This is a genomic window from Spirosoma fluviale (genome assembly GCF_900230225.1).
GTDB classification, from domain to species: Bacteria; Bacteroidota; Bacteroidia; order Cytophagales; family Spirosomataceae; genus Spirosoma; species Spirosoma fluviale.
On the sequence record NZ_OCNH01000008.1, the window covers coordinates 99,351 to 113,392 of the forward strand.

The following is a 14,042-nucleotide window of genomic DNA, read 5'->3' on the forward strand; positions in this document are numbered from 1 at the left end:
TAGCCAATTTTTCACCTATGTTAAAAAGTGATAGCCGTTTTTGAAAAATAGCTCTACAACATGACCTCCTCCCAACACCAAATCCTACACCAGCAACTGCACGAATTTGCCCAGCTTTCAGACGCCGACATTGCCCTCGGGCATGAGTTCTGGCAAGCCAGAACAGTAAACCGACACGCTTTTTTCAATAATCCCAATTCGCTCTGTCGGCATATTGGCTTTATCGTGAGAGGTATATTTCGGGTCTATTACGTCGACCCTAAAACCGAACTGGAGCACAACCTCTATTTCGCGACAGAAAACAACTTCATTACGTCGCTGAAAAGTCTGTTGACCCGCACAACCTGCCCATACATCATTGAAGCCCTGGAAGACGCCGAGTTGTTTGTGATGCAGTACGACCATCTGCAACAGCTATATGAGCGTTCGCACGGCTGGGAACGCTTCGGCCGACTCCTGGCGGAGCAATACTTTTTGATGAACCAACTCCGGTCGGAAAGCTTATTGACGCAGACAGCCGAAGAACGTTATATAGATTTAATCACAAACCAGCCTAACCTGTTGAATCGGGTTTCGCTCGGGCATATCTCATCGTACTTAGGCGTAAAAGGTCCTTCGCTAAGCCGCATTCGGGCACAACTCGCCCATAAATAGATGTGCCAACGCAACTCCGTAATCCCCTCAAAGTCTAAAACTTACACGCAGTTAAGCGATTGTATTCAGGCCGGTTTACCTGTTGATGGTCACTATTTGCACACGCGAATAACCCTAAATCCCGATAGACTATTAGGTAATCATCTGATAATCATTTTTTTACATTTTCTTTGGAAAAATAAAATCCACTATTCACCTTTGCCCAGCAATTAGAAAGAGTACCAGTCATTGACCCATTCAATACCCATGAGCCCGCTACAACCATTGGCTATTCTGACCCTAACCATCACGGCTTCCTTTAATGAAGACCGGAGCATGTGTCGGCAGCCGATGTACCCCTGCTGTTGCGGCTAAGTCCCCATTGACCGGCTCCCCGGCTCGATGTACCTTTCCAACACTCACTATCATTCACACCCAAGACTACCTTGTCAGTTACAGTGAACTACACATTCACCTACTAAATCAATAGAATTAATCAACAATATAATGCTTTCAGTAGCGACCACAAACCAACCATGCGCCCCTTTCTTACCTCCTCCCTACCCGATACACAAGGGCACGTTGCACACGTGACGTATCAACTTGCGGGTTTCGACCGATTGAATTTTGTCAGTGACATTACCAGTACCGTACCTCAGGATGGTTCGTACACCATTCGGGCCATCTATTTTGAAGGGGATGGGGTACAGGCAACGGGCCTGCTCACCGTCCAGATGCGGGAAGAACAGCGGGCGCAGGGCTTCCTGGTGAATCGCCTGAAGTCGATACAGGGTATGGTGAGCGTACGGGAAGTACAATAAGAAGTAAAATTCGATTACCGGCGGGCAAGTCAGCGGCAACTGAGTTGCCCGCGCATAAAAAAGCCGAAACGGCGGCAACCGTTCCGGCTGGCTAACAACAAGGCTCTGACAAGCCTCATTTTCACATAACCAGAACAAAGTAATGCAAAAACTTTTATTTGCGGGAGTAGTGTGGCTACTCTCCTGCGGAGGATTGCTGGCACAATCAACCGCAACGCGTGTATCGGGCACCGTTCGAACCGATAACGGCGAACCCCTTCCCGGTGCCAATGTGGTCATTAAGAATCAGACAAAAGGCGCTACAACCGACGCAGAAGGGCTTTTCAGTCTGGAAGCCCGCACGGGCGACGAGTTAATTATCTCGGCCATTGGCTACCAGAGCACTCAGGTTAAAATTGGTGCAAAAAATACCCTTGAGATTTTTTTAAAAGAATCCGCTTCCCAACTGAACGAAGTGGTGGTCGTTGGCTACGGGACGCAGGATCGCAAAAATCTGGTCGGCTCCATTACGCAGGTCAACGCCGACGAAATCAAAAACCGTCCCGTAGCGAGTTTCGACCAGCAGTTGCAGGGTCGGGCGGCCGGTGTTCAGGTGGCAGCCAATACGGGTGTGCCGGGCGATGGTATTTTCTTCCGCATCCGGGGCACCACGTCCATCAACGCGAGCAACGACCCGCTGTATGTGGTCGATGGGGTATTTGTTAACAACCAGTCACTTCAGAAAATTACGACGCAGGGACAGGCCAACAATCCACTGGCAGACATTAACCCCGCTGATATTGAGTCGATTTCGATCCTGAAAGATGCCGAGGCCACCGCTATTTATGGCGCACGGGCCGCAAATGGCGTGGTACTGATCACGACCAAACGGGGGGCCTATAACAGCAAAACCAAGGTTAGCCTGAACGCATCCATTGGGCAGGCGTGGGCACCTAAGCTGTGGGATCTGGTCACCGGTCCCGAGCACGCAACCATCATTAACGAAGCCTGGACAAACGACGGAAAATCGCCAGCGACAAGACCCTTCCGGCCGGTTTCGGAAGGCGGTCGCGGCCTGCCGGAAGACCAACCCACTTATGACCGGCTAAACGATATTTTCCGAACGGGGGCGCTGCAAAACTACGACCTGGCCGTTTCGGGCGGCACCAAACAAACCCGCTTTTACATTGGAGGGGGCTACACGAGCCAGCAGGCAACCCTACGAACCAACGACTTCTCGCGGGCGAGCTTCAAGCTGAATCTGGATCAGGATATTACCGATAAAATTCGCATCGGTACCAGCAACATCCTTTCTCAGTCGAACCGGACCAATGCTCGCGTTGGCGATGGACCCCAGGGCGGCATTTTACAGGCCGCTTTACACACGCCGACCTATCTGCCAAAATTCAATACAGATGGCACCTATGCCAAATGGGCAGGGTTCGACAACCTCGATGTGCTGATCAACAACACCGATATGCACTCCACCAGTACCCGCTACATCGGCAACATTTATGGCGAATATGACATTACCAGCGGCTTGAAACTCCGCAGTAGCTGGAGCATCGACTACAACGATTACAACGAATACGAGTACTGGAATACCCTGACCAACCGGGGTAGCGCGAGCAAAGGGCTGGCCACATCGAGCGTCAGCAAAAACACAATCTGGATCAATGAACAGACATTGTCGTACCGGAAATCGGTCGGCATACAGCACAACTTTGGGGCGCTGGCCGGCAATACGTTGCAGGGAAACGTGTCGACGCAGACGCTGGCGCAGGGCACCAATTTCCCGTCGGATGCTTTCAAGCAGATCGCATCGGCTTCGGTAACGACTTCCTCTTCCAACCGCAACCAGTACAACCTGGTCTCGTTTTTCGGGCGGATCGATTACAATTTCTCGAAAAAGTACTTCCTGGAAGCCAGCCTTCGGGCCGATGCATCGTCCAAGTTTGCCGAAGGGCATCGCTGGGGGTATTTCCCGTCGGCGGGGGTGGCCTGGCAGCTCAAGCAGGAAAATTTTCTACGGGATGTTAACGTCGTAAGCGATCTAAAAATCCGCGCCAGTGTTGGCTGGACGGGCAACCAGAACGGCATCGGCAACTATGCATCACGCGGCTTATGGGGCGGGGGCAACAACTACCTCGATAATCCGGGAACCGTACCTGTTCAACTGGCCAACCCGGAACTGAAATGGGAAACCACCCGCCAAACCAACGTTGGCTTGAATATCGGCTTGCTAAACAACCGTATCGGCCTGGAGATCAACGCCTATTCCAAATACACGTACGACCTGTCGCTTCAGGTACCGCTGGCGCAAAGTTCGGGTTTTTCCAGCATCTACCGGAACGATGGCGAAATCAGCAACCGGGGGCTCGAATTCGGGATCAATACCCAGAACATCAACAAGCCTAATTTCCAGTGGACTACCAGCTTTAACATTGCCGCGAACGTAAACCGCATCGAAAAACTATCCATTCCCGTCGATGCCAGCTACGCGGCCGAACGCATGGCGCAGGGGCAGGCGTTTCACTCATTCTATGTCTACCGGCAATTATATGTTGACCCCAAAACGGGCGATGCGGTTTATGATGATGTCAACAAAGATGGCAAAATCACCGTGGCCGACCGGCAGTTTTACGGCAGTGCGCTACCCAAATTCTTCGGTGGACTGAATAATACTTTCGCCTACAAAGGATTCGACCTGTCGGTGTTTTTCAATTTCAGTTACGGCAGTAAGGTCTTCAACAACAACCGCTTCTTCCATGAGTCGGGCGGGACGCGGGACGATCGGCGGGCCATCAACAAAAATCAGTTGAAGCGCTGGCAGAAAGAGGGCGACATTACGGATGTGCCGCGTGTAACGACCATCGGCAACAATTACAACCTCAGCCCGACCAGCCGATTTGTGGAAGACGGGTCGTTTCTCCGGCTGAACTCGCTCGTATTTGGCTACACCATTCCAAAGGCCGTATTGCGTAAGGTGGGCATCTCGTCGGCACGAGTGTATTACAACGGCTCTAACCTCTGGCTGCTGAGCAACTACCAGGGTCCTGACCCGGAGGTGAACGTCACCGCCGATCCCACCACCCAGGGCTACGATCTGGGCACGCCCCCGCAACCCCGAACCGCTCAGTTTGGCCTAAACCTCACTCTCTGATCAGCAAGCATTACTCCTCATGAAAAAAATAGTCAACATACTGCTGAGCACCCTCCTGCTAACGGGTTGCCAGCAATTTTTAACGGTACAGCCGGATTTGCAGGTCGATCAATCGCAGGCCATCACCAATGCCAGTACGGCCGAAGCCGCTGTTAACGGCCTGTACAACCGCCTGGGAAGCGATGGGTATTACGGCTCAAACTTTCAGGCACTGGCGTATCTATCGGGTGGCGATGTTCAATGGACGGGTTCGCAGGGGGCTCCGCAGGAGATTACGGCCCGTAAACTCACCGCCGACAATGGCTATGTAGGTTCAGCCTGGAATGCCATTTACCGAACCATCCTGCAAGCCAATTACCTGCTCGAAGCCGTCCCGACGATTACCGATCCCCAGCTAACGGCTACCCGCAAAAACCAGATTCTGGGCGAAGCTTATGCGATTCGGGCGTTGTCCTATTTCGATTTAATTCGTGGCTGGGGTGGTGTACAACTTATTTTGAAGGCAACGCGAACACCGGCCGATAACACCAACATTCCACGCAGCAGCGTTGACGAATCGTATGCACAGGTGCTGAAAGACCTGACAACTGCCGAGCCATTATTAATCGAAACGACCAACCGAAACAAGATCACCCGCAAAACGGTCTGGGCTATTCGGGCACGGTATCACCTCTATCGTCAGGAGTGGGAACAGGCCGAGACCTATGCCAGCAAACTCATCGACGATGCCGCCAATTATAAACTGGCCAAGCCCTATAGTGCCTTTTTCGCGAACAATGCGGCAGCAACACCCGAATCCGTTTTTGAGATTGCTTATACCAATTCATTCAAAAACGGGCATTATAACTGGTGGTTACCCCCGGCACTAAGCGGTCGGCGGGAATGGGCACCGAATGCGGCTCTGGTTGTTTTACTCAACGACCCCAACGTAGGCGGCAACCGGAAAGACCTGATTGCGCAAACCAGCCCTCCGGGTAATTTGTGGTACGGCAAACTCTATTACCGCATCCCGCTCGGCACCGACCCGGCTTATGTTATCCGCATCGCCGAACTGTACCTGATTCGGGCCGAAGCGCGGGCGCAACTGGGCAAACCAGCCGCTGCCCTCACCGACCTGAACGCCGTTCGTGACCGGGCGGGCGTCCCCGCTTCACAGGCTGCCACCAAAGACGCCCTGTTGCTGGCCATCGAAACCGAACGACAGGTGGAGTTCCCGTTCGAAGCCGACCGCTGGTTCAACCTGATCCGCACCGGACGAGCAGCCGCCGTGCTGGGCATTACCGACGCCACCAAATACGTGCTGCCTATTCCGAACAGCGAAATTCTGGCGGATAAGGCGTTGACGCAGAATCAAGGGTATTAACATCAGTTTATGGGCGGTTTCGTACAACGGATTGGTAATCCGTTGTACGAAACCGCCCATCTAGCAACTTGAATTAACTTATCTTCGGCCATTGCGTATTAACTCCCTCATAACAAGAAACCAAACTCCTGACATGAAAAAGCAATTCGTTTTACCACTTCTCATCCTGACCCTGCTCGCCGGGGGGCTCAGGGCACAATCATCCAAAACGGTTGGCCCCGAAAAAGGGGCCCTCGTTATTGTGGGGGGCGGTGCCATGAGCAACGATCTCTGGAACCGATTCATCGAACTGGCCGGTGGTCCGGCAGCCGCCAACATCGTGATTATCCCTACGGCGGGTGAAGACTCATCGGCCAGCAGTGCCCCGCGCGAAAAAGAAAAACTGACGAGTCTGGGTGTCAAAAACATCACCATCCTGCACACCCGCGACCCTAAAGTGGCGAATCAGGAAACGTTTGTGGCCCCCATTCGGAAGGCAACCGGTGTATGGTTTGTGGGTGGGCGACACTGGCGCCTGACGGATTCTTATTTGAATACGCTGGCCCATAAAGAGTTCAACGCCGTGCTGAGTCGGGGTGGGGTGATTGGCGGAACCTCCGCCGGTGCCACCATCCAGGGTTCGTTCATGGTTCGGGGCGACACCAAAGGTAATTCGATCATGGTCGGCGACCACACGCAGGGGCTCGACTTCCTCCACAACGTCACCATCGACCAGCACTTTCTGCGCCGGAATCGTCAGTTCGATCTGGTCGAAGTTATCAAAGCCCGGCCCGAATTACTGGGCATTGCCATCGACGAAGGAACGGCCATTGTGGTGCAGCAGAACACCTTCGAGGTCATCGGGAACTCGTATGTGGGTATTTACGAAGCCAACCATATTGCCAACAGCGCCAAATACCCATCGGGGCAGAACAGTACCGGCGGCCCGTTCTACTTCATCAGCAAAGGGCAAACGTTTGACCTGAAAGCGCGTAAAGTGATCAGCCCGCAACCCCAGCGAGCGAACGAACCGGCGAAGTAGAGCTGTTTTTTCTTTTTGTCATTCCGAGGCACCAGGAATCTTAAAGTTGCCTGTTGGGAGAGCTTGAGATTCCTAGTGCCTCGGAATGACAAAAAGAAAGCGCCGTTGGGCATAGTCTGTGACTATTGTCCTGGCGTTATCCGGTCTCTGACCGGCGTATCAGTCCTGGCGAGCCGACCGGTCAGAGACCGGATAACACTCGGACATAGTCACAGACTATGCCCAACAGCCCTGCCTACAATTCGGAACGACTTATGTTTAAATTTTCCAACCTATTCAAAACATAATTAATCTATATATTCTATAGAATATATTACTATGCAAAATCATAGCCATAACCCTACCCCATCCGAACCGGCGTGGACGCGAACGGACAAGACGCTCTTTCGCTTTGTCTTTATCTACTTCGTCATTCAGGCCCTCCCGCTCGACTGGCGGTTCTACCGTGACCTCCTTTCGATTGACTGGGGTGCCTTTTACTACCGCGACCTGTTCAATCTGGCGCGCTATGCCCCGCATTTTTTCGGTCCGGCCGAGTCGTTTGTCAACTGGGCAGCGGTGGCGGTCATTGCGGGTATAGGCACCCTGATCTGGACGTACCGTGATCAGAACCGGAGAGACTACACCGCCTTGTATTACTGGCTGCGGGTCATACTCCGTTATCGACTGGCGGTGGCCGTCTTCGCCTATGGGTTCGTCAAGCTGTTCCCCTTACTGGCTCCGCTCCCATCCATCAGCAACCTCAACACGCCCTATGGTGATTTTACGGCATGGAAATTGTTTTCGCTCAGTCTGGGCATTGTCCCTTCCTATGAATCCTTCCTGGGCTTCGTCGAAATTCTGGGCGGGCTACTGCTGCTTAATCGGAAAACAACAGCCATTGGTACGCTGATTATCATTCCGTTTCTGGGCAATGTTTTTGTCTCAAATCTGGCGTACGAAGGGGGTGAGTCTGTGTATAGTTTCCTGTTAATTACGTTCGCGCTGGTGTTGTTTGCGTTCGATGCAATCCGGTTATTTCGGGTGGTTTCTCTCGCTCAGCCTACCTTACCTAACCACTTCAAACCTGTTTTCGCCGAAGCTTGGCAACGGTATGGCCGACTGGCTCTGAAAGGCAGTTTCATCTTCTTCGCCGTTTTCCTTTACGGCTACAAAACGTACGCGGCTTATAAAAGTGGCCCGTATCAATTCCCGAAAACAACCGGTTTGCCCAGTGCGGCTGGATTATATGTAGTTCAGAACTTTACCCTGGCGGGCGAAACCCTGCCTCACTCGAAGACCGATTCCGTACGCTGGCAGGATGTGGTTTTTGAAACCTGGAACACCATCAGCATCAAGTCGAACCGGCCGGTTATTCTGGATCGAACCAATACTGAACAGATTCAAACCGACGATGCCAACCGGACGTATGAACTGGCGGGTTCAGCCGGGCGGCATTATTACAGCTACCAGATCGACTCTACCCGGCAGGTGCTGTCGCTGAAAAACCGGAACCCGAATTACCCGAACGAAACGCTGACGCTGCATTACCAGCGAACCGGCGCTAACCAGATTAGCCTGTCCGGACTGAATGAAAGCCGGGATTCCATTTCCGTCGTCCTGAACAAAGTCAACAAAAAATACCTGCTGAACGAAGCGGCCAAAGCCGGTCGTCGGGGTACGCTCACTCTTTACTAACCTTCTTATGGCACTCCCCAACATAAACCCCGAACGACTCGATCTAGGCCTGGTCACTCCCGAAGAACTGACCGACAACCGGCGAGTTGATACAGAATCGTCGGCGTCGAAGTCATTAGCCAGCGGCCCAAAAACTTCCGACGAAGTCCGGCAGAGCAACCGTTACCCAATCTGGACACCGGGCGAAAAGATTGCCTTTCGCATCGCCTTTGTTTTTTTCATCGTCATGTCGCTGCCCACCAATCCGGGCTGGTACAAGAATGTATTCTCGCTCGACTGGCTCCATCTGCACTACCGCGACTTATATGATGTGGCGCGGTTTCAGCCCAACATCCTCGGCCGCGTAAGCTGGTGGCCCGCCTGGATGGGCTATGGCGAATGGGTGTTTCTATTCCTGGTCTCGGCTGTCGCTGGACTGATCTGGACTGCCGTTGTCAGGATTCGACGGGCAGAACCGCGCGATTATAACCTGTTGTATTACTGGCTTCGGGTGGTTGTCCGGTATCGGGCGGGTATCGGTATTATTGGCTTCGGCTTCACTAAGTTACTCCCCACGCAGTTGCCTTACCCGTCAATGGGCTTGCTCAACACAAACTTTGGCGACCTGACCGCCCAGAAAATCTACTGGCTTTCCATTGGGATCGTCCCCTGGTATGAGGTGTTTACGGGCGTGGTTGAAGTGCTGGCCGGGGCGTTGTTATTCTTCCGGGCAACGACCTTTTGGGGGGCCGTTCTCCTGTTCGGGGCGCTGGCCGATATTGTCTACGTAAATCTGGCCTACGATGGCGGTGTGCATGGTTACAGCTCGTACTTCGTGCTGCTTTCGGGCTTTTTGCTGGTCTATTATGTTCGGGATTTGTACACCCTCCTTATCAAAGAACAGCTTACTATTCCTGCCCATTATTATCCGTCGTTTGCGAAAGCCTGGCAAAAACTTGCCCGTATCGGTCTTAAAACGGCAACCATCGGTATTTTCCTGGTGCTTCTGTTCTGGATTCAGTACGTCAACTTCCGATACGATCCCTACAAACAACCCGCCCAGAAAGGCGTTCGGGAGCTACGGGGCAATTATGCCGTATCCGATTTTCGGCTAAATGGAAAGGAAATCCCCTACTCACCCCAGGATTCGGTTCGCTGGCAGGAAGCCACCTTCGAAAACTGGTCGACGTTTACCTTTAAGGTAAATAAAGCCGTTCCGCTTGACCTCTCGAACGGGGGCGGCTCACCCATGCGCGACCTCAACCGAACGTTCGAACTAACGGGGGTTGCCGGTGGTCAGCGGGTGTTTTACTACGATGCCGATCCGGTCAATCATGTTCTGTATTTGCAGGATAAATACCGCCCAACATCCGGCCGACGGGGCGAAGGTGGAGAGAGCGACGGTGAAGCTTCCGGCAAAAGTGCAACGAAGAAATCAAACCGAACCGAGAAACCAGCCGACAACTGGATACCCAAACCAGCGCTGGCGAACATTGGTCCTGAATATGAAAAGATCGAGCCCATTGCCCGTACGACTCGTCGGCAGAAAGGGATAAAATCCGAAGCGCGTCAGGAAGATGGCAAACGGAAGCGTATGATTTTGTGGTACAAAACAACGGACGGCTCGCGGGTTATTCTGACGGGTATCAACGAGAACAAAGACTCGATTTACGTGGTGCTCGACCGGGTCAACCGGAAGTATGCTCTGTCGAAAAGCACGCTGAATGCGGGGGAATATTGAGGCTTTTTCCGTGAAGTCGGGTTCTCAAACCCGACTTCACACAACGGAATTTGATTTCACGAAAAAAAAATAGGACCGTTTTTTTTGTCATGCTGACGATGGAAGCATCTTCGATTGAAGCTATTTATCCACTTACCGAAGATGCTTCCTTCGTCAGCATGACAAAACCTACGTAAACATGAAGGGCAGTAGTAAACTAAACCCGCGCTACTATCCCTCCAATTTGTTTGTACATACTTACGCTCGTCTTAACTTCACCACTTCATACAACAAAACCACTCCCTACGAATGAGCTTCCCTTACCCAGCTTTTTTCAGGAGCTAATTCTAACGTAAGCCACCGTAAACATGAGAAAATCTCCCTTTTACATCTGTCTGGTCGGCGCGTTGGTTGCCGTTACACTGGATGGTTGTTTTCCCGCCAACGGGAAAGAATTCACCGGCCTATCCGTTGCCAGACCCGATACGGTTCCCTGGCCCACCAGCTTCGGTTTCGGACGAAAAGCGACTTCTGCGGAGATTACCCGGCTCGATATTGATGTTCGTCCGGATGGCAAGGGACTTCCGGCGGGTGAGGGTACAGCGGCCGTCGGAAAAGTGATTTTCGCGACAAAATGCGCGGCCTGTCATGGCGTGGGGGGCGTCGGTGGACCGAATGGTTCACTGGTATCGACCAACGAGACGACCACGAAACGGCGGGAGAAAACCATTGGCAATTACTGGCCGTACGCCACCACCGTATTCGATTACATCCGACGGGCCATGCCGTTCAGTGAGCCGGGTTCCCTGACGAATGCGGAAGTCTATAACCTCACAGCTTACCTGCTGACAGCCAATGGCATCATCGGTGAGAAAACGATTATCAACGCGCAAACGTTGCCTACCGTAGTGATGCCTGCCCAAAAACTATTCGTACCCGACGATCGGGAAGGAGGCCCGGAGATCAAGTAATATGAAAAAGAAAATCATTCATATCGACCAGCTTTCGGGCAACATCTCCCGCCGGACGTTACTCGGCGGGGCGGCTACGGCGGCTGTCGTCCTTGTCCAGACGGCCTCGGGCAAAACCATTCAGGAAGGTGTTTCGACCACCGAATTACTGCCCGACGACCCCACGAAACGCGTAGGGCCACTGCCCGGCGAAGTGGGCACCCGTTCTGCCTTTGAAAAGCTCGTCAAGAAACCATCGGAAACCTCCTCCCGATCGCCCTTGCAGGATTTTTACGGCATCATAACCCCCTCCGATCTTCATTTCGAGCGTCACCACGCCGGTGTTCCGGCCATCGACCCCGCCAAACATGCGCTACTCATTCACGGCATGGTCGACAAGCCCATGACCTTCACCGTGGCCGAACTAAAACGGTTTCCGTCGGTTTCGCGCATTGCCTTTCTGGAATGTTCAGGCAACTTTCGAACGGGAAAAGAGACACTAACACCGCAGGACGTTTGCGGCCTGACCAGCCAGAGCGAGTGGACGGGCGTGAAACTCTCGACCCTGTTTCGGGAAGTTGGCGTTCAGCCAAAGGCAAGCTGGTTTCTGGCGGAGGGCTCCGATGCCGCCATCATGACCCGCAGCATTCCGGTCAGGAAAGGTTGGGATGATGCCATCATTGCCTACGCCCAAAATGGCGAAGCCCTCCGGCCCGAACAGGGTTACCCCGTCCGGCTGTTTCTACCGGGTTGGGAGGGCAATACATCCGTCAAATGGCTCCGCCGACTGGAGTTATCCGACCAGCCCTTCATGACCCGCGAAGAAACGTCGAAATACACGGAGCCTATTAAAGACGGAAAATTCCGGCAGTTCAGTTTCGATATTGACGCTCGCTCGATTATTACGTTTCCGGCCTACCCGAAGACAGTGGAGAAAGGCTGGATCGAGATTCGGGGGCTGGCCTGGAGTGGGCGCGGCAAGGTCGTTCGGGTCGAGGTGAGTACCGATGCTGGTAAGACTTGGGCACCCGCCACCCTACAGGACCCCGTGCTGGACAAGGCCCACACGGCTTTCCGGTACTTGTGGCAATGGCACGGCGAGGCTACGGAGATTCTGAGCCGCGTAACCGACGAAACCGGGTATCGCCAGCCCACGTTAAAGCAACTAACCGATGCCCGTGGGAACGAATCGGGTTATCATTTCAACCCCATCACCGCCTGGCAGATCAAGTCCGACGGAACGGTCTTATTTAAACCCGAAACCACGTAGATGGCTAAAACAGAGTATGATGCCGTCATTATCGGCTCCGGCCCCAACGGATTGAGTGCCGCCATTACCATGCAGCGGGCGGGGCTGTCGACGCTCGTTCTGGAAGCCAAAGACACCATTGGCGGGGGCCTTCGCTCGGCCGAATTGACCCAGCCGGGTTTCGTTCATGACATTTGCTCCGCCATTCATCCGCTGGCCGTTGGGTCTCCTTTGTTCAGAACCCTCCCCCTCGCCGATCACGGGCTGGAATTTATTGAACCGCCCATTGCCGCTGCCCATCCCTTCGACGATGGCACGGCCGCTGCCCTCCGGCGATCACTGACGGAAACGGCGCAATCGCTGGGTGCCGATGAACAGACCTACCGGAATCTGCTGGAGCCCATTGTCCGTCACTGGCCCGGCATGGCCCCGGATATACTTGGCCCACTGCGTTTCCCAAAGCACCCCATCGACATGGCCAGTTTCGGACTGAATGCGCTGCCGCCCATCACGCAACTGGTCAAACGATTCAAAACCAAAGAAGCCCAGGGGCTATTTGGGGGTATGGCCGCTCATTCGATACAGCCGTTGAGCAACGTAGCCACCTCGGCGATTGCCCTGGTGCTCATGACCGCTGGGCACCTCTACAACTGGCCTATTCCGAAAGGAGGCTCGCAAACCATCGCCAACGCGCTGGCGTCCTACTTCCGGTCGATTGGCGGACAAATCGAGACCGACCGGCGGGTTACTACGCTTAAAGACATTCCCTCAACGCGGGTGGTCCTGTTCGATGTGACGCCTAAACAACTGCTCAGCATTGCCGGTGAGCGGTTTTCTACGCTTTACCGCACGCAGTTGGAACGCTACCGCTACGGCATGGGCGTCTTCAAAATCGACTGGGCGCTGGACGGCCCCATTCCGTTTACGGCCCCCGAATGTCGGCAGGCAGGTACGGTGCATATAGGCGGCACGTTTGGGGAAATTGCCGATGCCGAACAGGCAACTTCCGACGGAAAACACCCCGACAAACCTTACATTCTGCTGGCGCAACAAAGTCTGTTCGACGCCAGCCGCGCCCCCGAAGGCAAGCACACCGCCTGGGCGTATTGCCACGTCCCCAACGGCTCGACCGTGGATCAAACCACCGTTATTGAGCAGCAGGTAGAGCGATTTGCACCGGGCTTCCGCGACCGGATTCTGGCTCGGCATACGATGAACACGGTACAGATGGAAGCTTACAACCCGAACTACATCGGGGGCGACATCAACGGGGGGATTATCGACATTATGCAGTTGTATACGCGTCCGGTCATTAGCTTTTCGCCTTACCAAACCTCGGCACCGGGTCTGTTTATCTGCTCGTCATCAACCCCGCCGGGTGGTGGCGTACACGGCATGTGCGGCTACCATGCCGCTCGGGTTGCCCTTCGGGAAGGCTTTGGCTTGCCCGTGCCGATCACGCTGGCAACGAGTTGAAATGGTCTGAG

Annotated in this window: 10 protein-coding genes; all 10 read left to right on the forward strand. The window is 53.7% G+C overall.

The genetic code is table 11. The annotated features are described in order from the left end of the window. Positions 1-60: 60 nt before the first annotated feature. Positions 61-654, forward strand: a complete 594-nt coding sequence (locus CRO74_RS28695; protein ID WP_097131301.1) for a Crp/Fnr family transcriptional regulator — start codon at positions 61-63, stop codon at positions 652-654. Between the two features lie 515 nt (positions 655-1,169). Then, positions 1,170-1,454 (forward strand): hypothetical protein, encoded by a 285-nt coding sequence (locus CRO74_RS28700; protein WP_097131303.1) that lies wholly within the window; start codon positions 1,170-1,172, stop codon positions 1,452-1,454. A 142-nt stretch (positions 1,455-1,596) separates the two neighbouring features. Next, the gene (locus CRO74_RS28705; protein WP_097131305.1) at positions 1,597-4,596 is read left to right on the forward strand and encodes a SusC/RagA family TonB-linked outer membrane protein; all 3,000 of its coding nucleotides are present in this window, start codon (positions 1,597-1,599) and stop codon (positions 4,594-4,596) included. 19 nt (positions 4,597-4,615) lie between these two features. After that, complete coding sequence (locus CRO74_RS28710; RefSeq protein WP_097131307.1) at positions 4,616-5,959, forward strand: RagB/SusD family nutrient uptake outer membrane protein; 1,344 nt, start codon at positions 4,616-4,618, stop codon at positions 5,957-5,959. Positions 5,960-6,092: 133 nt separating this feature from the next. Next, positions 6,093-6,980 (forward strand): cyanophycinase, encoded by an 888-nt coding sequence (locus CRO74_RS28715; RefSeq protein ID WP_097131309.1) that lies wholly within the window; start codon positions 6,093-6,095, stop codon positions 6,978-6,980. A gap of 318 nt (positions 6,981-7,298) precedes the next feature. After that, on the forward strand, positions 7,299-8,657 hold the full coding sequence (locus CRO74_RS28720; protein ID WP_097131311.1) for a hypothetical protein: 1,359 nt from the start codon (positions 7,299-7,301) through the stop codon (positions 8,655-8,657). Between the two features lie 7 nt (positions 8,658-8,664). Beyond that, positions 8,665-10,377: a hypothetical protein gene (locus tag CRO74_RS28725; protein ID WP_097131313.1), complete on the forward strand. Its 1,713-nt coding sequence runs from the start codon at positions 8,665-8,667 to the stop codon at positions 10,375-10,377. A gap of 347 nt (positions 10,378-10,724) precedes the next feature. After that, positions 10,725-11,327 (forward strand): c-type cytochrome, encoded by a 603-nt coding sequence (locus CRO74_RS28730; RefSeq protein ID WP_097131315.1) that lies wholly within the window; start codon positions 10,725-10,727, stop codon positions 11,325-11,327. Position 11,328: 1 nt separating this feature from the next. Then, positions 11,329-12,576: a sulfite dehydrogenase gene (gene soxC, locus CRO74_RS28735; protein WP_097131317.1), complete on the forward strand. Its 1,248-nt coding sequence runs from the start codon at positions 11,329-11,331 to the stop codon at positions 12,574-12,576. Beyond that, a complete protein-coding gene (locus CRO74_RS28740; protein ID WP_097131318.1) occupies positions 12,577-14,031 on the forward strand; it encodes a phytoene desaturase family protein in 1,455 nt (484 codons plus the stop codon). It abuts the gene before it with no gap. Positions 14,032-14,042 lie beyond the last annotated feature (11 nt).